The sequence below is a fragment of the Streptomyces sp. NPDC051738 genome (genome assembly GCF_044453205.1).
GTDB lineage: Bacteria > Actinomycetota > Actinomycetes > Streptomycetales > Streptomycetaceae > Streptomyces.
Window position 1 is genome coordinate 108,879 of sequence record NZ_JBITCM010000027.1, and the last position, 25,716, is coordinate 134,594.

General features: G+C 70.5%; 18 protein-coding genes. 10 read left to right on the forward strand and 8 right to left on the reverse strand.

The window, feature by feature from the left end; translation table 11 throughout:
* Positions 1-10: 10 nt before the first annotated feature.
* The gene (locus tag ACIA8X_RS41585; protein WP_393461007.1) at positions 11-985 is read left to right on the forward strand and encodes a WXG100 family type VII secretion target; all 975 of its coding nucleotides are present in this window, start codon (positions 11-13) and stop codon (positions 983-985) included.
* Between the two features lie 71 nt (positions 986-1,056).
* On the opposite strand, the gene ACIA8X_RS41590 is transcribed toward ACIA8X_RS41585, so the two are convergent.
* The 3 genes from ACIA8X_RS41590 to ACIA8X_RS41600 all read right to left on the reverse strand — a co-directional run bounded on the left by ACIA8X_RS41590 (position 1,057) and on the right by ACIA8X_RS41600 (position 4,445).
* Positions 1,057-1,989, reverse strand: coding sequence for an oxidoreductase (locus ACIA8X_RS41590; protein ID WP_393461004.1), 933 nt, complete (start codon positions 1,987-1,989; stop codon positions 1,057-1,059).
* A gap of 102 nt (positions 1,990-2,091) precedes the next feature.
* Positions 2,092-3,843: a SulP family inorganic anion transporter gene (locus ACIA8X_RS41595; RefSeq protein ID WP_393461001.1), complete on the reverse strand. Its 1,752-nt coding sequence runs from the start codon at positions 3,841-3,843 to the stop codon at positions 2,092-2,094.
* The gene (locus tag ACIA8X_RS41600; RefSeq protein WP_393460998.1) at positions 3,840-4,445 is read right to left on the reverse strand and encodes a carbonic anhydrase; all 606 of its coding nucleotides are present in this window, start codon (positions 4,443-4,445) and stop codon (positions 3,840-3,842) included. The genes ACIA8X_RS41595 and ACIA8X_RS41600 overlap by 4 nt, the downstream gene beginning before the upstream one ends.
* 209 nt (positions 4,446-4,654) lie before the next feature.
* Between ACIA8X_RS41600 and ACIA8X_RS41605 the strand changes: the two genes are divergently transcribed.
* The 4 genes from ACIA8X_RS41605 (at position 4,655) to ACIA8X_RS41620 (ending at position 8,978) form a co-directional block, all read left to right on the forward strand.
* On the forward strand, positions 4,655-5,527 hold the full coding sequence (locus tag ACIA8X_RS41605; RefSeq protein WP_399460490.1) for a winged helix-turn-helix domain-containing protein: 873 nt from the start codon (positions 4,655-4,657) through the stop codon (positions 5,525-5,527).
* Positions 5,524-7,008 carry an ATP-binding protein gene (locus tag ACIA8X_RS41610; RefSeq protein ID WP_399460491.1) on the forward strand — a complete coding sequence of 495 codons (1,485 nt, stop codon included), beginning with the start codon at positions 5,524-5,526 and terminating at the stop codon, positions 7,006-7,008. The genes ACIA8X_RS41605 and ACIA8X_RS41610 overlap by 4 nt, the downstream gene beginning before the upstream one ends.
* 241 nt (positions 7,009-7,249) lie before the next feature.
* Positions 7,250-8,407 (forward strand): alkaline phosphatase PhoX, encoded by a 1,158-nt coding sequence (locus tag ACIA8X_RS41615; protein WP_393460989.1) that lies wholly within the window; start codon positions 7,250-7,252, stop codon positions 8,405-8,407.
* Between the two features lie 85 nt (positions 8,408-8,492).
* Positions 8,493-8,978 (forward strand): excalibur calcium-binding domain-containing protein, encoded by a 486-nt coding sequence (locus tag ACIA8X_RS41620; protein WP_399460492.1) that lies wholly within the window; start codon positions 8,493-8,495, stop codon positions 8,976-8,978.
* A 59-nt stretch (positions 8,979-9,037) separates the two neighbouring features.
* Here ACIA8X_RS41620 and ACIA8X_RS41625 read toward each other — a convergent pair whose 3' ends face one another.
* From ACIA8X_RS41625 to ACIA8X_RS41640, 4 genes are all read right to left on the reverse strand, one after another.
* Positions 9,038-9,286: a hypothetical protein gene (locus ACIA8X_RS41625; RefSeq protein ID WP_399460493.1), complete on the reverse strand. Its 249-nt coding sequence runs from the start codon at positions 9,284-9,286 to the stop codon at positions 9,038-9,040.
* Positions 9,283-10,617, reverse strand: coding sequence for a S8 family serine peptidase (locus ACIA8X_RS41630; RefSeq protein ID WP_393460980.1), 1,335 nt, complete (start codon positions 10,615-10,617; stop codon positions 9,283-9,285). The genes ACIA8X_RS41625 and ACIA8X_RS41630 overlap by 4 nt, the downstream gene beginning before the upstream one ends.
* Before the next feature lie 351 nt (positions 10,618-10,968).
* Positions 10,969-13,689, reverse strand: coding sequence for a pyruvate, phosphate dikinase (gene ppdK, locus ACIA8X_RS41635; RefSeq protein ID WP_393460977.1), 2,721 nt, complete (start codon positions 13,687-13,689; stop codon positions 10,969-10,971).
* Between the two features lie 406 nt (positions 13,690-14,095).
* Positions 14,096-15,325 carry an ROK family protein gene (locus tag ACIA8X_RS41640; RefSeq protein ID WP_393460974.1) on the reverse strand — a complete coding sequence of 410 codons (1,230 nt, stop codon included), beginning with the start codon at positions 15,323-15,325 and terminating at the stop codon, positions 14,096-14,098.
* A 120-nt stretch (positions 15,326-15,445) separates the two neighbouring features.
* Between ACIA8X_RS41640 and ACIA8X_RS41645 the strand changes: the two genes are divergently transcribed.
* From ACIA8X_RS41645 to ACIA8X_RS41655, 3 genes are all read left to right on the forward strand, one after another.
* On the forward strand, positions 15,446-16,870 hold the full coding sequence (locus tag ACIA8X_RS41645) for an MGH1-like glycoside hydrolase domain-containing protein (protein ID WP_393460971.1): 1,425 nt from the start codon (positions 15,446-15,448) through the stop codon (positions 16,868-16,870).
* Complete coding sequence (locus ACIA8X_RS41650; RefSeq protein WP_393460968.1) at positions 16,867-18,804, forward strand: glycogen debranching N-terminal domain-containing protein; 1,938 nt, start codon at positions 16,867-16,869, stop codon at positions 18,802-18,804. Before ACIA8X_RS41645 ends, ACIA8X_RS41650 begins: the two co-directional genes overlap by 4 nt.
* Before the next feature lie 221 nt (positions 18,805-19,025).
* Entirely contained in the window at positions 19,026-20,918 is a 1,893-nt protein-coding gene (locus ACIA8X_RS41655; protein WP_399460494.1) for a CDP-alcohol phosphatidyltransferase, read from the forward strand.
* 405 nt (positions 20,919-21,323) lie between these two features.
* Here the strand turns inward: ACIA8X_RS41655 and dusB are convergent, their stop codons facing one another.
* The gene (gene dusB, locus ACIA8X_RS41660; RefSeq protein ID WP_393460962.1) at positions 21,324-22,472 is read right to left on the reverse strand and encodes a tRNA dihydrouridine synthase DusB; all 1,149 of its coding nucleotides are present in this window, start codon (positions 22,470-22,472) and stop codon (positions 21,324-21,326) included.
* Positions 22,473-22,542: 70 nt separating this feature from the next.
* On the opposite strand from dusB, the gene ACIA8X_RS41665 reads away from it, so the two are divergent.
* Positions 22,543-23,988 carry an MFS transporter gene (locus ACIA8X_RS41665; RefSeq protein ID WP_399460495.1) on the forward strand — a complete coding sequence of 482 codons (1,446 nt, stop codon included), beginning with the start codon at positions 22,543-22,545 and terminating at the stop codon, positions 23,986-23,988.
* A 361-nt stretch (positions 23,989-24,349) separates the two neighbouring features.
* Positions 24,350-25,636: a zinc ribbon domain-containing protein gene (locus tag ACIA8X_RS41670; protein WP_399460496.1), complete on the forward strand. Its 1,287-nt coding sequence runs from the start codon at positions 24,350-24,352 to the stop codon at positions 25,634-25,636.
* Positions 25,637-25,716: the final 80 nt, after the last annotated feature.

Genomic DNA, 25,716 nt, shown 5'->3' on the forward strand with positions numbered 1-25,716 from the left:
GCACAGCCGCATGGCAGAGAAGGAGTACGACTACCTGCCGCCGGGCCAGCGCTATGCGAGCAGGCACTCCACCGCGTTCGCGGCCAGGAGTCTGCCGCAGATGAAGGCAATGGTCGTGCACGCCGACCCTGAACAGGTCAGGACCGCGGGCCACGGCTGGGATGCGTTCCGCGCAGAACTCGTCGGAGGAGAGGACGGCGGCGTCCTCGGTGTGCTCGACGCCCTTGTCGCCCGGCTCATGCAGACCTGGCAGGGTGAAGCGGCTGAGGCATTCCTCGGCGAGGCGGACCGCTTCCGTCACAAGATCGCCGACACCGCCGAATACGCCAGGTACATTTCCGTCGCCCTGCAGGGCGCCGCGAACGCGTTGCAGGAGTACAAGACCCACATCGACGCGATGACCCCGGCCGACGACACCCCGGGCAGCCGGGCGCTGACCGGCGAGGACCGTACGAGCAGGGTGAACGCCGAGGATCTGCTGAACGCCGACCGGGGCAGGCTGTCCGCCACTGAGCAGCACGCTCTCGAAGCAGCGGTTGTGATGGAGCAACTGGGGGCCGCGTACAACTCGCAGGGCAAGGCCATGGGGTCCTGGAACCGGGAGCGGCTCACCGCGCCAAGCTGTCCAGGCACGCCCGGCGGAACCGTACCGCTGGCGGAGGTGCGCCCGATCCCGTACTCGGTGTCGCCCCGCCATGCCCAGCTGCCCCCTCGCCCACGTCCCGCCGAGCCGCCGAACCGGACAGGGGTGGGTGGCGTCCTGGGGGGCCTCGGGGCGAGTACCGACGCCGCTTCCGCCACCGGCCGACAGGCCGATGCCGCCCCGGGCGTAGCAGGCGGCGTCCTGCGGCAGGACTCCGCGCACAGCAGGAACCGGACCGCACAGAATGACGTCCTCGGCGCCGCCCTTCCCATCCCGACCCCCGGCCCGGCGGCCTCGCAGGGCGGCTCCGGACTGCACCGGGGCCCCGGCCAAGGCCGTTGACATCGGGCCGACACAGCAACGACACCCGTCATGGCCGGCCGTTCGTCGCCCCCCTGCTGTGCAGCAGCGCACTACAGGGGCTCGTCAAGGCCGTCGTAATCCGCCCCCGTCAGCCGTTCCGATTCCGCCCAAAGCCGCGTCCCCGCCCGGTCGTCGAGGGTCCACGGCGCCCTCCAGGACGGGGCGGGTGAGCCGCGCCAGCCGGCGAGGGACGGGCCGGTGAAGGAGTCGGGGCGGACGTCCGGGGCGGTGGCGGCGTAGAGCGTGGGCAGGGCGCCGGCCTCGGCGGGCTGGGCGAAGACGCGGTTGCCGACGCGCATGAGCCACACGCCGACCCTGCGGCCCGCCATGCGCGGCCCCTCCGTCTGCAGGTTGGTGTCCGCGTACCCCGGATGGGCCGCGGCCGCCACGACCTCCGAGCCCCGCGCCGCCAGCCTGCGCGCCAGCTCATGCGTGAAGAGCAGGTTGGCGGTCTTGGAGCGGGCGTAGGCGATCCAACGCCGGTACCGGTGTTCGCTGTTGAGGTCGTCGATGTCGATGTTGGCCATCGCGTGCAGCGGGCTGGAGACGGTCACCACCCGCGCGCCCGGCGTCCCGAGCAGCGCGGGAAGCAGCTGACCGGTGAGCGCGAAGTGGCCGAGGTGGTTGACGCCGAACTGTGTCTCGAATCCGTCCGCCGTCGTGCCGTACGGCAAGGCCATCACCCCGGCGTTGTTCACGAGCAGGTCGAGGCGGTCGTACGGGAACGCCGTGGCGAACTCCCGCACGGAGCCGAGGTCTCCGAGATCGAGCAACCTCAACTCGACGTGCACGCCCGGTACTTCGGCGAGCATCCGGTCCCGGGCCGCCGCACCCCGCGCCTCGCTCCGGCACGCGAGCACCATCCGCGCACCCTTGCGCGCCAGCTCCCGAGCCGTGACGTACCCGAGCCCGCTGTTGGCCCCGGTGACGACGGCGACCCGGTCGCTCTGGTCGGGGATGTCGTGCGCGCCCCATCCGGCCATGGCGAACTCCTCCCGGTGCGGACGGCTCCGGTTCAGCGTACGAGCGGGGTCCGCCGGGCGCAGCCCGCAGGTGCGCCCCGTACGTCCCTGGCCCAGGCCCGCTCAGCCCACCAGCGGTGGGCGCCCCGCATAGTCGTCGTAGCCGTCATAGCCGTCGTACCCGCCTGGCAGGGGCCGTGTGTCCAGGTAGAACCACTCGGCGTCCGGGCCGGGTGCCGACGCTGGGGTCGGGGTGGGCGCCGGTGAGGTGGCGACAGGGACCTCCGTCTTCGCAGGTCCCGGCATCAGCAGTTCCACGCGCAGCCCCATCCCCCGCTGCTGTGCCGTGAACTCCTCCACCTGGTTGCGGCACGCGTGGTCCAGATGGGTCACGCCGGTCAGGTCCAGGCGGATGCGGGGCCTGCCCGAGGCCGCCGCGGACTCCAGCGCGTCGATCACCTGCGGCAGTCGCAGGAAGGTCGCGTTGCCCGCCATGACGACCTTCGCGGTGTCGTCCTCGACGTGCTGCCGGATCACCGTCCGGGACATGCGCAGGGCGGCCAGCACGATTCCGGCCGCGAGGCCGATCAGGACGCCTTCCAACAGCGCGGTCGCGACGATGACCAGTGTCGTCACCGTCATCACCGCGAACTCGCCCCGGTCCTGCCGCCACATCTTCGGGAACTCCTCCGGCGCGAACAGCTTCCAGCCGCTGTGCACGAGGACGCCCGCGAGTACCGAGATCGGGATCAGCGCCAGGACCTGCGGCAGCAGCAGCGCGAAGGCCAGCAGCCACAGGCCGTGCAGGGTGCGGGAGATCCGGGTCTTCGCGCCGGCCTGGACGTTCGCCGAGCTGCGGGCGACGACCGCGGTGATGGGGAGGGCGCCGAGGACGCCCGCGATCGTGTTGCCGGCGCCCTGGGCGATGAGTTCGGTGTTGTAGCGGGTACGCGGTCCGCTGTGCATACGGTCCACGGCGGCAGCGGTGAACAGGCTCTCCGCGGAGGCGATCACCGTGAAGGTGAGGACGGAGGTGATGATCGCCGTATCCGCGAGGCCCGCGAACTGCTCGGCCCCCGGCACCTGCACCGACGCCAGCAGGTTCCCGACCTGGAGCGTCTTCACGTCCACCCCGGGCAGCGCGGCGACCGCGATGCCGATCCCGACCGCGACGAGCGCGGCCGGGATCCGCTTCACCGGGCCCGGCACCTTCTTCCACACGAAGCTCAGCACGATCGTGGCGACGCCGAGCAACGTGGCGATCATCGCCTGCGGGTCGGTGAGGATGTCGGCGAACAGGCCCGGTATCCCGGCCATGTTCTCGATCGGCACGCCCGGCGCCTTGGCGTCGGCCATCGGGTAGGCCTGGCTGAACATCAGCGGCAGCCCGATGCCGGCCAGCATTCCCTGGACCACGGCGATGGAGATCGCCTGGAACATCCGGCCGAGGCGTACGACGCCGAGGACGATCTGCAGGATGCCCGAGAACAGGACGATCACCCCGAGCATCGCCACGCCGTGCTCCAGCACCGTCTCCGCGACGAGCGCGGCGAGCCCGGCGGCCGGCCCGCTGACCTGGAGCGTGCTGCCCCGGACCGCGCCGACGACCAGACCGCCGATCACCCCGGAGATGATCCCGAGCTCGGCGGGGACACCGGAGGCGACGGCGACGCCGATGCACAGCGGCAGGGCGACGAGGAAGACGACGAGGGAGGCGGTGATCTCGTTGGCGAGGTCGACCTTGCCCCCCGGAGCGCCGACGCCCCCGGCCTTCGGCGGTTTCGGCCCCCCGGCCGCCCCGTTCTTCGGCGGCTTCCCGGTGACCCGTGCACTGTCCTTGGTGCGCGTACGCCCGCGCGCATGCGCCCCGCTCATCCGCCGTGCACCCGGAACAGCCCGTCGCCCTCCAGCTCGTGCACCTGCCCGGTGTCGACCTCGTAGTACCAGCCGTGCAGCCGCAGCCGCCCCGCCTCCAGCCGCTGCCGCACCACGGGGTAAGTCCGCAGTACGGCGAGCTGGTTGACGACGTTGCCCTGCGCCACGTCGGGCAGCGACGGGTCGTCGGAGGCGGCCGTGAGGACCGATGCCAGGTCGGGGCGGGCCAGTCGCAGCCAGGCGTCCACGCCGGGCAGCGCGGAGAGGTTGTCGCCGGACTTCAGCGCGCCCATCGCGCCGCAGTGTGAGTGACCGCACACGACGATGTCCTGAACGCCGAGCACCTCCAACGCGTACTCGACGGTGGCGGCCTCCCCGGACGCGCCGGGACTGCCGTACGGCGGCACGATATTCCCCGCGTTTCGCAGCTCGAATATCTCTCCGGGCCGTGCGCCGGTAATGAGCGCGGGTATGACCCGTGAGTCCGAGCAGGTAATGAAGAGCGCCTCGGGATATTGCCCCTCGGCCAGTTTCCGGTATTCACCGCTCTCGAAATCGACCCGTCGTTTGAACGAGCGGGCGCGGTCCAGCAATGCCTTCAACGGTGTCTCCTCGGCTGGAAGTTCGTTGCGTTCTGCCAGGTCACCCCACCGTAGAAGGGGCCACACCAGACGAAGGTTAAGCGAAGGCCAGAGCGCGCCCAGAAATTGGCCATTCTTTGTCGCACGACCGGGCAAGCGCTTGTCCCCTGTAGCGTGTTGACTTCAGGGCAGAGATTGTTAATTCGAGAGAACAGGACCCAACAGGACCCATGGGCATACAAGTGCTGCTCATAGAGGACGACGAGACGATCGCCGAACCGCTCGCCGAGGGACTGGGCAACTTCGGTCTGACGGTGGATCACGTGACGACCGGCGCGGAGGGGTTGAGAAGGCCGTACGGCGATGTCGTCCTGCTCGATCTCGGGTTGCCGGACATGGACGGCATCGACGTCTGCCGCGGCATCCGACAGGTCTCGGACGTGCCGGTCATCATCCTGAGTGCGCGGGGTGAGGAGGCCGACCGGGTGCTCGGGCTTGAGCTCGGGGCGGACGACTATCTGGCGAAGCCGTTCAGCGTGCGGGAGTTGGTGGCCCGGGTGCGCGCGGTGACCAGGCGGACCCAGCGCACGGAGGCGGTGGCGGAGCCGGTGGCCGCCGTGCCGCCCCGGTCGTACGAGACCGCGCCGTCACCGTCGTACGAGATCGCGCCGCCCCGGTCGTACGAGATCGCGCCGTCACCGTCGTACGAGACCGTGCCGCCCCCGCTCCCGTCGCCGGAGGCCGCGGCGCCCTCGCCGCACGACGACACCGCACCCCAACCCGCGTACGCCCCCGGCCCCCTCGTCGTCGACCGCCGCACCCGCCAGGTCTGGGTCGGCGAGGTGCCGGTGAGCCTCACGCCGAAGGAGTTCGAGCTGCTGGCGCTGCTGGCCGAGGATCCGGGTGCGGTCTGCTCCCGGCAGCAGATCCTGGACCGGGTGTGGGATCCGCACTACGAGGGTCCGACCAAGACCCTGGACGTCCATGTCGCCTCGCTGCGGCGGAAGTTGGGAGACCCGGCGTGGATCCAGACGCTGCGCGGGGTCGGCTTCCGGCTGGCGGTGCAGACCGAGCCGGGCGGACCGCAGGTGTCCTCGCCATGACCCGGCGGCTGCTGCTCAGCTATCTGAGTCTCGCCGCGCTCGTGCTGGCCTGCCTGGAGATCCCGCTGGGCTTCGTCTACTCGCGCAGTGAGCGGGAGCGGGTGGTGAACGCGGCGAAGGACGAGGCCGAGTCGGTGTCGGCGTACGCCTCGCTGTCCCTCAGCGCGGGGCGGGCGGAGCGGGACCTGCCCCGCCGGGTGGCGCACTGCGCCGAGCGCATCGGCGGGAAGGTGGTGATCGTGGACGCCGCGGGCACCCTGCTCGCCGCCTCTCACCCGATGGCCGCCGTGATGTCGGCCGACCTCGCCTCCCGCCCCGGCCTCGCGGCCGCCCTCAACGGCACCTCCACGGTGGATGTCCGGACGTCGACCATCGGCGGGGTGGAGTATCTGTCGGTCGCCGCGCCCGTCCGGCACACGTCGGGGCTGCAGGGTGCCGTCTGGCTGACGCTGCCGACCCGGACGGTGCACGAACGCGTCCATCACGTCTGGCTGTTGCTCGGCCTCGGCGGGCTCGGCGTCCTCACCGCGGTCGCGGTGGTCGGCTTCGCCATCGCCCGCTGGACCGGCCGCCCGATCCGCGAACTGGAGCGCGCCACCGACGAGTTGGCGGACGGCGGCCTGGCCGCACCGGTGACGATCACGAAGGGGCCGCCCGAAGTACGCAGACTCGCCGCCGCGTTCAACCGTACGGCGGCGCGCCTCGCCCATCTCCTCGACGCCCAGCACGCGTTCGCGGGCGAGGCGTCCCATCAGCTCAAGACGCCGCTGGCGGCGCTGCGGCTGAGGCTGGAGAACCTGGAGCCGAGCGTCGCCGCGCGCGGCCGGGGCAGTCTCGCCGCCGCGGTGACCGAGACGGACCGGCTCTCCCGGATGGTGGAGGGCCTGCTGGCGATGGCCCGCCTGGAGGAGAACGCGGCGATGCCCGGCCCGGTCGACGTGGGGGCGGTGTGCGCGGAACGGCACCGCACCTGGCAGCCGCTCTTCGAGAAACAGCGGGTCTCGCTCGTGCTGTTCGCGGGCAGTGTCGGCCCGGTGCTCGCCGTACCCGGCGGGGTCGAGCAGATCGTGGACAACCTGCTGTCCAACGCCCTGCGCGCCTCGCCGTCCGACAGCACGGTGACCATGGAGCTGCGCCTCCATGTGCCGGCCCGCCGCGCCCTGCGCGACGCCCGGCCCGCCTGGGTCGACCTGCACATCACCGACGAGGGCCCCGGGATGACCCCGGAGCAGCGCGCCCGCGCCTTCGACCGCTTCTGGCGCGCGCCGGGCGCCCCCAAGGGCGGGACGGGCCTTGGCCTGTCGCTGGTCCAACGGCTCGCGCACGCGAGCGGCGGCGGGGCGAGCCTGCACGCGGCGGCCGCGGGCGGGCTGGACGCGGTGATCCGGCTGCCGTCGGCGGAGGCGACGCGCGAGGGACACGGTTCGGGGCCCGAGAAACCCGGGCAGCGCAAGCGCGGGGTGCCGGTGTTGCGTGTGTGAGCACCCACGGGCGGGGACACTCAGGGGGCGCACAGGGGCGTATGCACTCCGGGGAGCGCACTCGGGTGGCACTCACATGAGCCCTCATGGGCGGCGCACATGCAGCACCCAGGTACGCCGCCCGACGGCCATGCGTTGGCCACGGCCCGTCAACCACGCACCCCTAAGTTCCATGCCGCCCCCCAGGCACGACCCCCGCCGTCAACCGACGGCGGGGCGGTCTCCACCTCTTGGAGTGAGAGTGGAACGTCGTAACCTCCTGCGTGCGGCCGTCCTCGGCGGCTCTACCGCCGTGTTCGGCGGAACCCTGTGGCGCGGCGCCGCGTACGCCGCGCCCGCCCAGCCCGGCACCGGCCCCTACGGGCCGCTGGGCTCCCCCGACGCCAACGGCATCAGACTCCCCAGCGGCTTCACCAGCCGGGTCGTCGCCCGCTCCGGCCAGACGGTCTCCGGAACGTCGTACACCTGGCACAACGCCCCTGACGGCGGCGCCTGTTACGCCGACGGCAGCGGCTGGATCTACGTCTCCAACTCGGAGATCAACCCCTCCGGCGGCGCGAGCGCGGTGAAGTTCTCGTCGACCGGCGCGGTCACGGGCGCGTACCGCATCCTCTCCTCCACCCGCCAGAACTGCGCGGGCGGCAAGACCCCGTGGAACACCTGGCTGTCCTGCGAGGAGGTGTCCCTCGGCTACGTCTACGAGACCGACCCGTGGGGCACGAACGCGGCCACCCGCCGGGACGCGATGGGCCGCTTCAAGCACGAGGCGGCCGCCGCCGACCCCGAGCGCCAGGTGATCTACCTGACCGAGGACGAGACGAACGGCCGCTTCTACCGCTTCGTCCCGACGACCTGGGGCAACCTGTCCTCCGGCACCCTCCAGGTCATGGTCGCGGGCAGCGCCACCTCGGGCTCCTTCACCTGGGCGAACGTCCCCGACCCGGACGGCTCCCCCACCGCCACCCGCTCCCAGGTCTCCGGCTCCAAGTCCTTCAACGGCGGCGAGGGCTGCCACTACGCCGACGACACGGTGTGGTTCACCACCAAGGGCGACAACCGCGTCTGGCAGCTCAACCTCACCAACAACACCTACGAGTTGGCGTACGACGACTCCCTCGTCAACGGCACCGCCCCGCTCACCGGCGTCGACAACATCACCGGCTCCTCCTCCGGCGACCTCTTCGTCGCCGAGGACGGCGGCAACATGGAGATCTGCGTGATCACCCCGGACGACGTCGTCGCCTCGTTCCTGCGGATCGACGGCCAGTCCGGCTCGGAGATCACGGGACCGGCCTTCTCCCCGAACGGGACACGCCTGTACTTCTCCAGCCAGCGCGGGACGAGCGGCAGTTCGTCGGGCGGGATCACGTATGAGGTGACGGGGCCCTTCCGCGCATAGCGGTCACGAAACAGACACATCTCCTACACATCCGGACGCTGGGCATTACGGTCATCCCCTCACGCAACACCAGTGGGGGGATGACATGACCAATCCATACACGCCGCCACATGTGCCGCAGCATTGGCCGTTCCGCCCGGCACCCAAGTGGGCACGCAAGCGCTACGTACTTCCCGCGCTCGGGCTGGCCTTCTTCCTGGGCATCGGCGCAGGCGCTTCCGACCAGGGCTCGAAGAATGCCGAGGCGAAGCCGACGGCGGCCTCACCAGGCCCCACGGTCACGGTGACGGCGACCAAGACGGCCCCGGCGGAAGAACCCGAACCGGCTCCGACCGTGACGGCCACGAAGACGATCAAGGTCACCGCCACCGTCACCGCGGCGCCCGCGGCGGCGGACAGCGGCTCCGACGGCGGCGACGACGACGACACCAGCGGTGACTCGTCCGGCGGCGACGTCTACTACACCAACTGCGACGCCGCCCGTGCCGCCGGCGCCGCACCGGTGCGTGCCGGCGATCCCGGCTACGGCCGCCACCTCGACCGTGACGGGGACGGCGTGGCCTGCGAGTAGCACCGCCCGTCGGTGAACGGCCCACGCCCCGGGCTCGAAACCCGGGGCGTGGGCCGGACTCACTGGATCGGGGAGTCGGGCGGCGGGAGCCGGAAGGTGAGTTCCCGGTCGACTGATTCGACGCCGTCGACCGTCTCCAGGGCCGGTATCCGATCCTCCGCGACGGTGCCGGAGAGCGTGCCGAGGGTCGGCTGCTCGCCGGTGACCGTCAACCCCTTGCGCCGCAGGGCTTCGACGATGTCCGCGAACCGGTCGGGGTCGACTGCGAGGATGACCCCGACCGGCGCGGAACCGGACGACTCGCTCACGGGGCCTGGAGCAGGCCCGAGCCGACGTCCCTGACGGGCTGCGTCAGCGGGAACGAGGCGGACAGCAGCGCGGCCTTGAGGTCGGCCGCGGACGCGTGGGGGTTCGCCTCGACGATCAGGGCGAGGACACCCGCGACATGCGGGGTGGCCATGCTCGTACCCTTCATGCTGGTGTACCCGCCGCCAGGGGCGGCCGAGTGCACGTCCCAGCCGGGCGCGGCGATGTTGACCTCACCGCCCTGGCCGTTGATGCCGCCGTTGGAGAAGAACGCCGGCGAAATGGCCTTGTCGAGCGCGCCCACCGCCAGGATCGACGGACAGTTGGCGGGCCGGCTGACGGGATCGATGTCCATGGGCCGGTTGCTGTCGTTGCCCGCGGCAGCGACGATCACCGTCCCGCGCTCAAGTGCGCGCTTGGCCAGAATCTCGTACGTCTGCGGGAAGAGCTCGTTCTTGCGGACCGGTGCGCCGAGCGACATGGAGATCACTCGCGCGCCGCGCGACATCGCCCAGGCCATGCCCGCCAGGATCTGGCCGTCTGTGCCGGTACCCCGGTTACTGAGGACCTTCCCGGCGAGGATCCGGGCGTCGCAGGCCACGCCGTAGCGGGGCTGCTGCTGGGGGGTCTTCGAGCCGGCGACGGTGCCGATGCAGTGCGTACCGTGGCCGTTGGAGTCCTCGACGGACTCGCCGAGCACGAACGACATCGTCTCCTCGAGGCAGCCGACCAGGTCCGGGTGGTCGGTGTCCACGCCGGTGTCGAGCACGGCGACCTTCACGCCGCGTCCGGTCAGGTGGGACAGGTTGGCCCGGATCGCCTGGAGGCCCCAGGTCCAGGTCTTCTCGTCCCAGGCCGGGCCCTGCGCGACGGCCATCTCGGCCCTGGAGTGGCGGGCGACGACTTCCTCGTCGCTGCGGTACGCCGGGAAGAACTCGGTCGGCGCCTGCGTCGGGGCGGTGATCGGCATGGCGTACACCATGCGCTCCGGTTCCGCCGCGATGATCGACGGGTCCGACTCGGCCGTGGTCACCAGCGCGTGACGCTGTTCGGGCCGCACCTCGACCACGGCGGCGGCGAGTTCCTCGAAATGCACCGAGACGTCGGGGCGCTCAAGGAGTTCAGCTATGTTCGCGGTTTCGCTTCCTCGGACACGTTCGACGGACGCGATGTCGGCGGAGGAACGCAGCGCGTTCAGTCCGCTCTCCTGGTTGCTCGGGTCGAGCAGGACCACGTACCGGCCGGTGTACTCCGTGCCCTGGTCCGGGGTGTGGCCATTGGGCCGGTCGGGCTGCCCGCCGAAGGCGCGCCTGTCCATGGGTCCGTTCGCCATTGAATTTCCCGCTTTCTGTGTGCTTCCCCCCATTGGTCGGACGCACGTCGATGCACGGAGCGGCAGGTAGCCGGGAACCGGAATGTGGAGTGAGGTTCGGTCGTGGATCGACGCGAAATGCCGTTGCCTGCAAGGGCGTCCCTTCTCGGGCCACGGCACGACCCCCTGGAACACGGTCGCATCGGACACCGTGGCCCGCAACACATCACTGCTGGTGACGGCCGCCGGAACAGGCGAGAGGGCGGCACCCCCGCACGGGTGCCGCCCTCTCTTCGTGCACCGGAACCGCCGCCCATCGGTACTGAGGGTCGGGGACGGACGGCGGCTCCGGAGTCGCAGTGGCCGTAAGGCCTAGCGGTGGTCGCTGCCCTCCGACTGCGTCGCCGCGCGCCCCGCCTCCAGTCGCGCCACCGGAATCCGGAACGGCGAGCAGGAGACGTAGTCGAGGCCGACCTCGTGGAAGAAGTGGACGGACTCCGGGTCACCGCCGTGCTCGCCGCAGACGCCGAGCTTCAGGTCGGGGCGGGTCGCACGGCCCGCCGCCGCCGCGGACGCGACGAGCGAGCCCACGCCATCCCTGTCGATCGTCTCGAACGGGGAGACGCCGAAGATGCCCTTCTCCAGGTAGGCCGTGAAGAACGAGGCCTCCACGTCGTCCCGGCTGAAGCCCCACACGGTCTGGGTGAGGTCGTTCGTGCCGAAGGAGAAGAACTCCGCCGCCTCGGCGATCTGTCCGGCCGTGAGGGCCGCACGCGGGAGCTCGATCATCGTGCCGATCGACAGCTTCAGCTTGGTACCGGTCGCCGCCTCGACCTCCGCGATGACCTGGTCGGCCTCCTCGCGGACGATCTCCAGCTCCTGGACCGTGCCGACGAGCGGGATCATGATCTCGGCGCGCGGGTCGGCCTTGGCGTTCTTGCGCTCGGCCGCGGCCTCGGCGATCGCGCGGACCTGCATCGTGAACAGGCCGGGGATGACCAGGCCCAGGCGTACACCGCGCAGACCCAGCATCGGGTTCTGCTCGTGCAGCCGGTGCACCGCCTGGAGCAGCCGCAGCTCGTTCTCGTGCGGCTCCTGGCGGGACTCGGCGAGCGCCACGCGGACCGACAGCTCGGTGATGTCGGGCAGGAACTCGTGCAGCGGCGGGTCCAGCAGACGGATCGTCACCGGCAGGCCGTCCATCGCCGAGAACAGCTCGACGAAGTCCTGCTTCTGGAGCGGGAGCAGCGCCTTCAGGCTCTCCTCGCGCTCCTCCTCGGTGTGCGCCAGGATGAGGCGCTCGACCAGCTCACGGCGGTCGCCGAGGAACATGTGCTCGGTACGGCACAGGCCGATGCCCTGCGCGCCGAAGCGACGGGCGCGCAGCGCGTCCTCGGCGTTGTCCGCGTTGGCGCGCACCCGCAGCCGGCGCTTGCGGTCGGCGAACGCCATGATCCGGTGCACGGCCTCGACCAGCTCGTCGGCGTCCTGGGCGCCCGCGTGCATCCGGCCCTCGAAGTACTCCACGACCGGGGACGGGACCACCGGCACCTCACCGAGGTACACCTTGCCGCTGGAGCCGTCGATGGAGATGAGGTCGCCCTCCTCCACCACGTGCCCGCCCGGCACCGTCATCCGGCGCCGCTTGGTGTCGACTTCGAGCTCCTCGGCGCCGCAGACACAGGTCTTGCCCATGCCGCGCGCGACCACGGCCGCGTGGGAGGTCTTGCCGCCACGCGAGGTCAGGATGCCCTCGGCGGCGATCATGCCGTCCAGGTCGTCGGGGTTGGTCTCCCGGCGGACCAGGATGACCTTCTCGCCGGAGCGCGACCACTTCACGGCGGTGTACGAGTCGAAGACCGCCTTGCCGACCGCCGCACCCGGCGAGGCCGCGATGCCCCGGCCGACCTGCTCGACCTTGGCCTCGTCGTCGAACTTCGGGAACATCAGCTGCGCGAGCTGGGCGCCGTTGACGCGCTGGAGCGCCTCGGCCTCGTCGATCAGGCCCTGGTCCACCAGCTGGGTCGCGATACGGAAGGCCGCGCCCGCCGTGCGCTTGCCGACACGGGTCTGGAGCATCCACAGCTGACCGCGCTCGATGGTGAACTCGATGTCGCAGAGGTCCTTGTAGTGGTTCTCCAGCGTCTCCATGATCTGCATCAGCTGGTCGTACGACTTCTTGTCGATCGTCTCCAGCTCCGCGAGCGGCACGGTGTTGCGGATGCCTGCGACCACGTCCTCGCCCTGCGCGTTCTGCAGGTAGTCGCCGTAGACGCCCTGGTGGCCGGAGGCGGGGTCACGGGTGAAGGCGACACCCGTGCCGGAGTCCGGGCCCAGGTTGCCGAAGACCATCGAGCAGACGTTGACGGCCGTGCCGAGGTCGCCGGGGATGCGCTCCTGGCGGCGGTACAGCTTGGCGCGGTCGGTGTTCCAGGAGTCGAAGACCGCGTGGATGGCGAGGTCCATCTGCTCGCGCGGGTCCTGCGGGAAGTCCCGGCCGGCCTCCTTCTTCACGATCTTCTTGAAGGCGGTGACCAGCTTCTTCAGGTCGGCGGCCTCAAGGTCGGTGTCGACCGTGACCTTCTTGGCCTCCTTGGCCTTGTCGAGGGCCTCCTCGAAGAGCTCGCCGTCGACGCCGAGGACCGTCTTGCCGAACATCTGGATGAGGCGACGGTAGGAGTCCCAGGCGAAGCGCTCGTCGCCGGCCTGGTCGGCGAGGCCCTTCACGGACTTGTCGGAGAGTCCGATGTTGAGGACCGTATCCATCATGCCGGGCATGGAGAACTTGGCGCCGGAGCGGACCGAGACGAGGAGCGGGTTGTCGGCCTGGCCGAGCTTCTTCGCCATCTTCGTCTCAAGGGCGTCGAGGTGCGCACTCACCTCGTCACGCAGTGCCGCCGGCTCCTCGCCGCTGTCGAGGTAGACCTTGCAGGCTTCCGTCGTGATCGTGAAGCCAGGGGGAACGGGGAGTCCCAGGTTGGTCATCTCGGCGAGGTTGGCACCCTTGCCACCCAAGAGGTCCTTGAGGTCCTTGTTTCCCTCGGTGAAGTCGTAAACGAACTTCGCTACGTGGGGTTCTTTGTTTTCCGACACGGTCTCGACTCCCTCGAGGACGCGGTGGCTGCCCTGACGGCGAGGAACATACCCAGATCGAAGGCGCCTGGGTACGTCTACTCACGCGTCATGCGCCTGTAACCACCCGTCCGCCAGTGGATCGAAAGTCAAAGCTTGGCAAGCCCTGACGGCCGGATGTTTTCACTTCTTGAACGCAAGAGCGCCCACAGGTGCGGATTTTCGCTCAGATGAGCAGCCTTACCGCACGTTTGATTTCGATCGATGAACGATCAAAGGGTGGCACCGAGTGCCACCCCTTGGAGAAGTGCAACCGCTCAAGATCCGCTCATCTGAGCGCAACCCTTATCAAGGGTGGCGAGAATCACGCTGCCACAGCCACGGGATTTCCACCATGCGGACGTGCGACCTGGCCGAAACGTCCTGGTTACACGCCGAGCGCCAGCAGCCGCTGCGCCACCCGCTCCGGCGCGTACAGATACTCCACGACCAGCGCCCCGGCCCCCACCAGCCCGGCCCGCTCCCCCAGCCGCGAGGTCACGACGTCCAGATGAGCGGTGGAGCGCGGCAGCGCCCGCTGGTACAGCAACTCCCGTACGCCGGTGAGGAAGGGCGTCCCGGCCAGATCCCCGGCGATCATCAGCACCCCGGGGTTGAGCAGCGTCACGACCGTCGCCAGTACATCCCCGACCTGCCGCCCGGCCTCCCGCGCCAGCGCCGCCGCCCCCGGATGCCCCGACGCCAGCAGATCCCGCACATCTGAGCCGGAGGCCGCCGGCACCCCCTCCTCGGCCAGCCGCCGCGCCACCGCACCGCCACTGGCGACGGCGGCCAGGCAGCCGTACGAACCACACCGGCACAGCGCGTCGGCGCCCACCCGGATGTGCCCGATGTCGCCCGCGCCCCCGTCGATGCCGCGATACACGGAGCCGTCCACGACGACCCCCGCGCCGATCCCGGTCGACACCTTGACCAGCACGAACGCCGAGCAGTCCGGGTATCCGGTGCGCTGTTCGCCGTACGCCATGAGGTTGGCGTCGTTGTCGACGAGAACCGGCACCGGCCCGACCCCTGCGTGCTCGCTGAAGGCCCTGGCCAGCCGCCCTCGTATGTCATAGCCGTCCCAGCCCGGCATGATCGGCGGCTGGACGACCCGGCCGGTCTCGTTGTCCACCGGCCCCGGCACCGCGAGCCCGATCCCGCACACCTCGTCGGCCCGGCGCCCGGCCTTCTCCAGCAGTTCGGCGAACCAGCGCCCCAGCTCGCCCAGCACCACGTCCGGCCCGTCCGCGAGGGCAAGCGTGCCGCCGTGCTCGGCGAGGATCTCGCCGGTCAGGGAGAGGACCGCGGCGCGCGCGTGCCGGGTGTCGAGGTCGGCGGCGAGGACGACCGCGTGCTCGCCGTCGAACTCCAGGGTGATGGAGGGGCGGCCGCCCAGCGGGGAGTCCACGGGACCCCCGGCGCCCTCGCGCAGCCAGCCGGCCCGGAACAGGCGGTCCAGACGCTGGCCGACCGTGGCCCGCGAGAGCCCGGTCGCCTGCTGGAGGGCGCCGCGCGTGGTGGCGCGCCCGCTGCGCACGAGGGCGAGCAGATCGCCGACGCCCGCCTGACTCCCGCTCTTGGTCGCCCTGCCCGTCCGTCCCGGCTGACCGGTCATGCGCACCCCCTTGTGTTTCTCAACTCTGCATTACATATTGAGTTTTGCGTGTTAAATAGACGTAACCCTACGGTAGCCACGACCGAACCGGTCGGCCGAACGTCTTTCGGGGAGCCCCGAGTGGATCGCACTGCCCAGCTCACAGCCCGTCCAACGGAGCGTGATATCGCATACGATCCGCCCCCTGTGGCGGATTCGCCGCACGTCAGGGCCGCACGGGTACTGGAGACCAACTGGACCGGCACCTCGACCGTCCCCTCGCGCAGCCTGTATCCGCACCAGTGGTCCTGGGACTCGGCGTTCATCGCGATCGGCCTGCGGCACATCTCGCCGTTACGGGCCCAGACGGAACTGGAGACACTGCTCGACGCCCAGTGGGGTGACGGGCGGATCCCGCACATCGTCTTCAACCCCTCCGTGCCGCTCGACGCCTACTTCCCGAGCCCCGACTTCTGGCGCTCCTCGACCGCGGGGCGCGCTGCGGGCGCCCCGCGCACCGTACAGACCTCCGGCATCGTGCAGCCACCGGTGCACGCGCTGGCGGCCTGGCTGGTGCACCGCGCCGACCCCGGGCTGTCCCGGGCGCGCGGCTTCCTCACCCGGATGTATCCCCGCCTGGCCGCCTGGCACCGCTACCTGCTGCACCGGCGCGACCTCGGCTCAGGCGGCCTCGCCTCCGTCGTCCACCCCTGGGAACAGGGTATGGACAACAGCCCCTGCTGGGACGCCCCGCTCGCCCGCATCACACCCGCCCCGGCCCGCTCCTTCCGCCGCGCCGACCTCGCCCACGGGGCCGCCGAGGACCGGCCGACGGACCTGGACTACGGGCGGTATGTACGGCTGGCCACGGAGTACCGGGACCGCGGCTATGCGGACGGGGCCGGGGACTTCGCGGTCGAGGACCCCTCCTTCAACGCCCTGCTCATCGCCTCCGAGCACGCGCTGGCCCGGATCGCGCGGGAGCTGGGGGCGACGGGGACGGCCCGGCACGCGCGCGCGGAGCGGTTGACGGCGGCGCTGATCGAGCGGATGTGGGACCCGGCGGAGGGGATGTTCTTCTGCCGTGACGTGCGTGGCGGGGAGCTGATCCCGGAGCGCAGCGTCTCCGGCCTGATCCCCCTCCTCCTCCCCACCCTCCCGCGCGACATCACAACCTCCCTGATCCGCACGGCCCAGGGACCGCACTTCGGCCTGGGCGACTCGACCCGCCTGGCCCCGTCGTACGACCTCCTCGGCGAGGCCTTCGACCCGCACCGCTACTGGCGGGGCCCGGCCTGGTTCAACACGAACTGGCTGCTGGAACGCGGCCTGCGCACCCACGGCGAGCAGAAGCACGCCGACGCGCTGCGCGGGGCGCTGCTGGACCTGGCGGCCGCCTCCGACTTCGCCGAGTACGTCGACCCGTACACCGGCGAGGCCTGCGGTGCCACCGGCTTCGGCTGGACGGCCGCGCTCGCACTCGACCTGCTGCACAGCGACACCGAAGCCAGTGCAATCACCGAAGCCACTGCGATCACGGGATTCAAGGGAGGTAACCGGGGATGACGGACCGGCATCATCTGCTCGTGTACGGGGGCACGTTCGCCGCTGTCGGCGACCGCGGGGACATCAGCGGCGTACGGGGCGTCGGCTCCCCGGAGGGGTTATTCGTACGGGACGCCCGGCACCTGAGCCGCTGGCAGCTCACCGTCGACGGAGCGGTTCCCGAGGCACTCAGCCCGGTGGCAGACGGCGACACCGCCCGCTGCGTGCTGGTCCCGCGCGGCGGCCGCAACGAACCGCCCGCGTACACGCTCTTCCGCGAACAGGCGGTCGGCGACGCTTCCTTCATCGAGTCACTCCGCGTGACCAGCAACCGCCCGGCACCGACGACGGTCCGCCTCGCCGTCACCGTCGACGCCGACTTCACCGACCAGTTCGAGCTGCGCTCCGACCACCGCACCTACGCCAAGACCGGCGCCACCCGCGCCCGCCAGGTCCTCGACCACGGCGTGGAGTTCACCTACCAGCGAGGCGAATGGCGGTCGATCACGACGGTGACGGCCGACCCCGCCCCCGACGCCGTCGAGGAGACGGGCACCGGCGCCCGCCGCCTGGTCTGGGCCCTGGACCTGGAACCGCACGGCACGGCGGAACTGACCCTCCGGGTGATGGCCCGCCCGCACGGCGACAAACGAGCGCTGCGCGTCCCACGCTCCCCCTCCGCCCTCACCAGTCAACTCCTCTCCCTGGAGGGCGAGTTCGTGGAGGGCGTGGCCTTCCCGACCGGCTGGCCCGAGCTGGCCGCGGCCTGCGCCCGGGGCCTGGCGGACCTGGCCGCGCTCCAGGTCCCGGCGACAGGGCCGGAGGGCGAGGAACTACGCGTCCCGGCTGCCGGCGCCCCCTGGTTCCTGACCCTCCTGGGCCGAGACGCCCTGCTCACGTCCCTGTTCTCCCTCCCCTACCGCCCCCGACTGGCCGCCGCCACCCTCCCCGCGCTGGCCGCGGCCCAGGCGACGGAGACGGACCCCGAGTCGGTCGCCCAGCCCGGCAAGATCGTGCACGAGGTACGGCACGGCGAGCTGGCGCACTTCGGGCAGGTGCCGTACGGCCGCTACTACGGCTCGGTGGACGCGACACCGCTGTTCCTGGTCCTGCTGGGCGCGTACGTCGAACAGACCGGCGACACGACACTGGCGCAGCGCCTTCAGCCGTACGCCCGCGCGGCGATCGGCTGGATGCTGGACCACGGCGGCCTGACCTCCCGCGGCTACCTGGTCTACCGCGCCGACCAGGGAGGCCTGGCCAACCAGAACTGGAAGGACTCCCCCGGCGCCATCTGCTCGGCCGACGGCACCCGCCCCGCCGGGCCGGTGATGGCGGCGGGCGCCCAGGGCTATGCGTACGACGCCCTGCGCCGCACGGCGTGGCTCGCCCGCACGGTCTGGCAGGACGAGACCTACGCGGCCCTCCTGCAGCAGGCGGCCGGCGACCTGCGGGACCGTTTCCAGCGAGACTTCTGGATGCCGGAGCACTCGTTCCCGGCACTGGCGCTGGACGGCGAGGGCAACCAGGTGGACGCCCTCGCGTCGGACGCCGGGCACCTGCTCTGGTCGGGCCTGCTGGACAAGGAGTACGGCGAACTGGTGGGCCGCCGCCTCCTCGAACCCGACTTCTTCTCGGGCTGGGGCGTCCGCACACTCGCCTCCGGCCAGCCGGCGTACCACCCGCTCTCCTACCACCGCGGCTCGGTCTGGCCGCACGACAACGCACTGATCACCCTGGGCCTGTCCCGCTACGGCCTGCACGACGAGGCCCGCACGGTCGCCCACGCCCTGGTCGACGCGGCGACGACCACCGGCCACCGCCTGCCCGAGGTGATCGCGGGCTACGGCCGCGACACCCACGCGGAACCGGTGCCGTACCCCCACGCGTGCGTACGCGAATCCCGCTCGGCAGCGGCTCCGCTGGCGCTGCTGACGGCGGTGGGCGGGGCGTAGGAGGGGGCGCGGGAGGGGCCTGGGAGGGGCCTGGGAGGGGCTCGGGAGAGGAGCGCCAGGCTTGTTGGCCTGGCGTTTGCCGAGGGTTTGCCGAGCGCTGGGGCGGAGTGGCTGAACATGGGTCGGGGGCGACCCGTACGAGGGTGTGGCGGGCCCCCAGCCTCCCCAGCGCGGCCCGCCACACACTCTCCACCAGGGGCCTCGCACGGAAGGACCTTCGGGTGCCCGTCTTCACGCGCCTACGTCAACTGCCCGGCAAGAAGGACGACTTGCCGGTCGAGGACGCCGTCACCGACTCCGCCACGGAGAACCCGCCGACGGATGCAGCCGCAGCCGCGGAGGACACACCCGCACCCACCGACGACGAACCCGCAGCCGCCGACGGCGAGGACGCCCCACAGGGGCCACCCGCACTCGACGACGATGTCCGCACGGGTGGTGCGGGTGGGAACGACTCGGCCGAAGGCGAAGCCGAGGCCGAGAAGCCCAAACCCCCCTACCTCCGCTGGACCCTGACCACCCTCGCCACCGCCCTCATCTACTTCTGCCTGCAAATGCCGAACACCCGAGGCAACCTCAAAGCCACGGAGTTCATGCGCCTCCCCGCGGAGGCGATCATCGGAGCCGCCGTACTCCTCACCCTCCCCCGCCGCCCCCGCCTGATCGTCGCGGCCACCACCGGCGCAGCCCTCGGCGCCCTCACCGTCCTGAACGTCCTGGACATCGGCTACAACGAATACCTGGGCCGGCACTTCAACATCGTCCTCGACTGGGAACTCCTCGACGACGCCCAGTCGTACCTGAAGGACTCCCTGGGCGGCACGACCACGACGCTGCTCACCATCGGCGTCGTCATCCTCGTCATCGCCCTCATAGCCCTCGTCGCCCTGGCCACCGTCCGCGTCGCAGGCGTCCTCGCCCGCCACAAGGCGGACGCGTCCAGAGGCGCCCTCATCGCCGGCACGATCTGGATCACCTGCACGGCGTTCGGCCTCCAGGTCGCCGGCGTGCCGATCGCCGCGGACCACACCGCCGGCGTCCTCAAGGTCCACGCACGCCGGACGCTGGACACCCTCCGCGACGAGGCGCAGTTCGCGAAGGACGCGAAGGCCGACACCTTCGGCAACACACCGCCCGACCAGCTGGTCCCGGACCTGCGCGGCAAGGACGTCATCTTCACGTTCATCGAGAGCTACGGCCGCAGCGCGCTGGAGGACCCGGAGATCGCCCCCGGAGTCACCAGCACCCTCGACACCAGCACCCAGGCCCTGGCCGACGCCGGCTTCCACGCGAAGAGCGGCTGGCTGACGTCGGCGACGTTCGGCGGCAACAGCTGGCTGGGCCACTCCACCACGCTCTCCGGCCTGTGGATCGACAACCAGCAGCGCTACCGCACGGTCATGGCCAGCGACCATCTCAGCCTCACCGAGGCCTTCCAGAAGACCGGAGACTGGGACACGGTCGGCGTGATGCCCGGCGTGCAGAAGGCCTGGCCGGAACAGAAGTACTACGGCCTCGACAAGGTTTACAACGCCTTCCAACTCGGCTACAAGGGACCGAAGTTCAGCTGGTCCACGATGCCCGACCAGTACGCGCTGGAGGCCTTCCAGCGTCAGGTCCACGGCAAGAAGCGCGACAAGCCCCTGATGTCGGAGATCATCCTGACCTCCAGCCACCAGCCCTGGGCCCCCATCCCCAAGATGGTCGACTGGGACGACCTGGGCGACGGCTCGATCTTCAAGCCCATCCAACAGTCAGGCACAGACCCGGAGGACATCATCTCCGACTCCACCCGCTCCAAGCAGGAGTACGGCAAGTCGATCTCGTACTCCGTCACCAGCCTCGCCCAGTGGCTGGAGCGCTACGGCACCGACGACACCGTCCTCGTCTTCCTGGGCGACCACCAGCCGATGTCCCGGGTCAGCGGCACGAAGGCCAGCCGGGACGTCCCGATCTCCATCGTCGCCAAGGACCCCAAGGTCCTGGACAAGATCACCGACTGGAACTGGACGGACGGCCTCCAGCCCACCACCAAGACCCCGGTCTGGAAGATGAGCTCCTTCCGAGACCGCTTCCTGACGGCCTACGGCTCGACCCCCACCCCGTCAAAGTAACCAGAACCCCTCGCCCCCGCCGCCCCTACCCATCCCGTCCCTGGGGGCTGCCGCCCCCAGACCCCCGCATCGGCCCCGAAAGGGCCTCGTCCTCAAACGCCGGACGGGCTGAAAATGCCTGGACCGGCGCCGAGAAGTTGCCGTATCACCCACAGCCGTAAGGCGATCCGGCGTGCGGCGATGGCGCGTACCCCTACGGGCCTGCAGTCGCGTACGGCGGCAAGGGGACGCGTCGGGGGGTGTCCGCCCGCAGTGGCCGGCGTCAACACGCAGCACCACTTGGCCTAAGTCCAGCCGCCGGTCCGAGGACGGACACCCCCCGACGCGGCCCCGACCCACCCACCGAACCCCAGGCGCTACGCGCACCCCCACCAAACAGCCACAGGCCGCCGCAGGCATCCCCGCTCAACCACCGGAGGTATCCAGCTCCGCATCCTCGCCCACACCCGCACAGTCATACGGATCCTTCAGCCACCCATCCGGCAGCACCACCCGGTTGTTACCGGACGTACGCCCACGCGGCCCGTCCGCGCCCACCGGCCACGCCTGGTCGAGCTCCAACTCGTCCAGCCCGCCCCGCAGTTCCTCCAGCGACGACGTGACGGCCAGCCGCTTGCGCATCTCCGAGCCGACCGCGAAGCCCTTCAGATACCAGGCAACGTGCTTGCGGAAGTCGATGACGCCGCGCGCCTCGTCCCCGATCCACTCGCCGAGCAGCGTGGCGTGCCGGACCATGACGTCGGAGACCTCACGCAGCGAAGGACGCGCGCTGTCGTCCGTCCGCCCCTCGAAGGCCGCCACCAGGTCCGCGAACAGCCACGGCCGCCCCAGGCACCCCCGCCCGACCACAACCCCGTCGCACCCGGTCTCCCGCACCATCCGCACGGCGTCCTCGGCCGACCAGATGTCGCCGTTCCCGAGCACGGGAATCTCCGGCACATGCTCCTTGAGCCGCGCGATGGCGTCCCAGTCGGCCGTACCGCCGTAGTGCTGGGCGGCCGTACGGCCGTGCAGCGCGATGGCCGTCACACCCTCCTCCACCGCGATCCGCCCGGCGTCGAGGTAGGTGATGTGATCGTCGTCGATGCCCTTACGCATCTTCATCGTGACCGGCAGAGAGCCCGCCCCGCTGACCGCCTCCCGCAGGATCGCCCGCAGCAGATGCCGCTTGTACGGCAGCGCGGACCCCCCACCCTTCCGCGTCACCTTCGGCACCGGGCACCCGAAGTTCAGGTCGATGTGATCGGCCAGCCCCTCCTCCGCGATCATGCGGACGGCCTTGCCGACGGTGGCCGGGTCGACGCCGTACAGCTGGATCGAACGCGGCTTCTCGGTCGCGTCGAAGTGGATCAGCTGCATGGTCTTCTCGTTGCGCTCGACCAGCGCCCGGGTCGTGATCATCTCGCTGACGAACAGCCCCTTGCCACCACTGAACTCCCTGCACAGCGTGCGGAAGGGCGCGTTCGTGATCCCGGCCATCGGGGCCAGGACGACGGGCGGCTGGACGGTGTGCGGGCCGATCTCCAGGGGAGCGGCGACGGGCGAGACGGTCATGGGCATTCCCCCATTCTCACGTACCGGACGGGGTGCGGCGAAATTCATTAGTTAGGCGTACTATTCAAGGATGCCGGAGCTCAGTCCTCGCCGCCGACTGCTGGTCCTCGCGATCTGCTGCATGAGCCTGCTGATCGTGAGCCTCGACAACACCGTCCTCAATGTCGCCCTGCCCTCCCTGCAACGCGACCTGGACGCGAGCACGTCGGGCCTGCAGTGGACCATCGACGCCTACACCCTCGTCCTCGCCTCGCTGCTGATGCTGGCCGGTTCCACGGCGGACCGCATCGGCCGCAAGCGCGTCTTCATGGCGGGCCTGGTCGTCTTCACCATCGGCTCGGCGCTGTGCTCCCTCGCCCCGAACCTCGACGCGCTGATCGCGTTCCGGATGGTGCAGGCGGTGGGCGGTTCGATGCTCAACCCGGTCGCGATGTCGATCATCACCAACACCTTCACGGACCCGCGGGAGCGAGCCCGGGCGATAGGGGCGTGGGGCGCGGTCGTCGGCCTCTCCATGGCCGCGGGCCCGCTGGTCGGCGGGCTGCTGGTGGAGTCGGTCGGCTGGCGGTCGATCTTCTGGATCAACCTCCCGGTGGGCCTCGCCGCCCTCCTCCTCACCCTCCGCTACGTCCCCGAGTCCCGCGCCGCGAAGCCGCGCCGCCCCGACCCGATCGGGCAGGTGCTGGTCATCGCCCTGTTCGGCTCACTGACGTACGCGATCATCGAGGCGCCCACCGCGCCGGCCCCCGAACTCCTCCTCTTCGGCGGCATCGCCCTGACCGCGCTGACCGCACTCCTCGTCTACGAGCCCCGCCGCGCCGAGCCCCTCATCGACCTGCGGTTCTTCCGGTCGGCGCCGTTCAGCGGGGCCACGGTCATCGCGATCAGCGCGTTCGCGGCGCTCGGTGGCTTCCTGTTCCTGTCGACGCTGTATCTGCAGAACGTACGCGGGCTGGACGCGCTGCACGCCGGCCTGTGGATGCTGCCGATGGCCGCGCTGTGCTTCGTCTGCGCCCCGGTGGCGGGACGGGTGGTCGGCAACCGGGGGCCCCGGCTGCCGCTGCTGATCGCGGGGATGGCGATGACGACGTCCGGGGTGCTGTTCGCGGCGTTCGAGGCGGAGACGCGGAACGTGACGCTGGTGATCGGGTACGCCCTGTTCGGGCTCGGCTTCGGCTTCGTCAACGCGCCGATCACGAATACAGCGGTGTCCGGTATGCCGCGTGCGCAGGCGGGAGTGGCGGCCGCCGTCGCCTCCACCAGCCGGCAGTTGGGGCAGACGTTGGGTGTGGCGGTCGTCGGGGCGGTGTTGGCCTCCGGCGTGGGGGTGGCGTCGTATCGGAGCGCGTTCGTCGATGCGGCTCGGCCGGCGTGGTGGATTGTCGCGGGGTGCGGTCTGGTGGTTCTGGTCGTCGGCGCCCTGACGAGCGGAGGGTGGGCGCGGCGGAGCGCCGAGCGCACGGCCGAACGCCTGGAGACCGCGGAGATCCGGGAGGCGGCGGGGATACGGGCCTGAGCGAAAACTCGCCGCAGCCCCGCTGAGCCCGCTCGGCGCCGCTGACCACGAAGGCTGGGCGGCGGGCCGTCCGCTGCGGGTTTGGCTCGCGCCACCCGCTTTCCCGTTCACGGCCACCGACTGTGTCGTCGAACAGCGAGCGGACCGCACGTGTCCGCCAGCGTCCACCTCGGAATGAGAACGGATTTTCCGACATCGAATGTGTGACCTTTAAAAGCGAGCCTCGTTGGATGCAGTGACGGGGTTGTCGGAGCGGATCCGAGCAGGGGCGGGGGATGGACGGGCTACGGAAGCACGCGGCGAACCAGCATTGCCGCGAGCTCGTCCTCGCCAACAAGGACAAGCTGACCGGCGGTAGCCAGTGAAGGTCACCCGCATCGCTTACAGCAACAACCTCAACAGAGGGAAATACGGCCAACTCACCGAGCAGGCGCACCGGCTGGGTGTGGTGCGGGCGCTGGTGTGGCGCAGGTACGGGTCAGTCAGCGGAGTTGGCATCTCGGATCGGCAGATCCGCGACCAGTGGCTGTCTGACGGCACAGCTACCGCCTTCGGCGTACTGGCGAACGCGTGGAAGGAGACCGTGCGGGACGCGGTGGCCGACATCAAGGCATCCCGCGAAGCGGCAAAGGTACTCGTCCGTAAGGCAATCCACCGCCGCTATCACACGGAGAAGGAGCTCAGGGACGCGTACACCGCGCTCAAGCGCGACACTTGGACGAACGATCCGTTCCTGTGCCGTCTCATGCGCAAGCACTGGCGCCGTGGTGTCTCCCGCACCGTGAACCAGATCGTGGTGCGCTCCGACCAGTACCGCACCTTCACCCTGACCAAAGGGGGAAACGTCTGGCTCGCGGTTCCGTCCCTGGTGCGCCGGAAGATGATCAGCATTCCGCTTAACACCACTGTCGCTCCCACCGGCACCCTGCGTCTCGTCCTTCGCGACGGGCGCGTTGAAGTCCATTACGCCATTGACTCGCCCGACCTACACGAGATGCGTCCCTGTGGGGTGGCGAAGGTCGGTGTGGACAAGGGATACAGCGAGGTTCTCACCGACTCCGAGGGTACCCACCATGGTCAAGAACTCGGCAACCTGCTGCGGGCCGAGTCCGACCACCTCAAGACCAAGAACGCTCGCCGGGCCAGAATCCGAGCCGTCGTCGAGAGGGCCCGGACCGCCGGTGACCACGCGAAAGCCGACCGGATCACGGTCAACAACCTCGGCACGATCAAGCGCGACAGGCGGCGCCGTCGGTTCGCATCACGCGTGCGCACGGTGACCTTCACCGCCGTCCACGCCGTCGTGGACAAAGCGAAGCACATCGTCGCCGAGGACCTCAGTCGGCCCTTCGTGCCCCGGAAGAAACTGGGCAAGAACACCAACCGCCGCCTCGCCGCGTGGACGAAAGGCATCACGGCCGAGGCACTCGCACACGTGTCAGAGCGCAGAGGTTCTGCGCTGACGCTGGTCAACGCGGCCTATACGTCACAAGTCGTCCCCTGTTGCCGGATCCTCGGCAAGCGTCAGGGGGACTGGCTTCACTGCACCCACTGCGGGGACGTATGGGTTGCGTCCATGGAGATGGTGTACGGGTTCGACCTGATCCGGGGGTTTGCTCCGGCGTCGGGATGGTGCCCGCATAGATGAACGGCCACCGGCTGATCTTCGAGGTGTCGAAGCCCGAAGGAGACCAGCACGATGACCGCACCCGACAGTCTGCCCCTGCA

Bases quoted from the DNA above. Each gene is read 5' to 3' on its own strand.
- ACIA8X_RS41640 (WP_393460974.1), bottom strand. From the start codon at position 15,325: ATGACCGGTCAGCCGGGACGGACGGGCAGGGCGACCAAGAGCGGGAGT.
- ACIA8X_RS41610 (WP_399460491.1), top strand. From the start codon at position 5,524: ATGACCCGGCGGCTGCTGCTCAGCTATCTGAGTCTCGCCGCGCTCGTG.
- ACIA8X_RS41585 (WP_393461007.1), top strand. From the start codon at position 11: ATGGCAGAGAAGGAGTACGACTACCTGCCGCCGGGCCAGCGCTATGCG.
- ACIA8X_RS41650 (WP_393460968.1), top strand. From the start codon at position 16,867: ATGACGGACCGGCATCATCTGCTCGTGTACGGGGGCACGTTCGCCGCT.
- ACIA8X_RS41620 (WP_399460492.1), top strand. From the start codon at position 8,493: ATGACCAATCCATACACGCCGCCACATGTGCCGCAGCATTGGCCGTTC.
- ACIA8X_RS41630 (WP_393460980.1), bottom strand. From the start codon at position 10,617: ATGGCGAACGGACCCATGGACAGGCGCGCCTTCGGCGGGCAGCCCGAC.
- ACIA8X_RS41590 (WP_393461004.1), bottom strand. From the start codon at position 1,989: ATGGCCGGATGGGGCGCGCACGACATCCCCGACCAGAGCGACCGGGTC.
- ACIA8X_RS41595 (WP_393461001.1), bottom strand. From the start codon at position 3,843: ATGAGCGGGGCGCATGCGCGCGGGCGTACGCGCACCAAGGACAGTGCA.
- ACIA8X_RS41605 (WP_399460490.1), top strand. From the start codon at position 4,655: ATGGGCATACAAGTGCTGCTCATAGAGGACGACGAGACGATCGCCGAA.
- dusB (WP_393460962.1), bottom strand. From the start codon at position 22,472: ATGACCGTCTCGCCCGTCGCCGCTCCCCTGGAGATCGGCCCGCACACC.
- ACIA8X_RS41665 (WP_399460495.1), top strand. From the start codon at position 22,543: ATGCCGGAGCTCAGTCCTCGCCGCCGACTGCTGGTCCTCGCGATCTGC.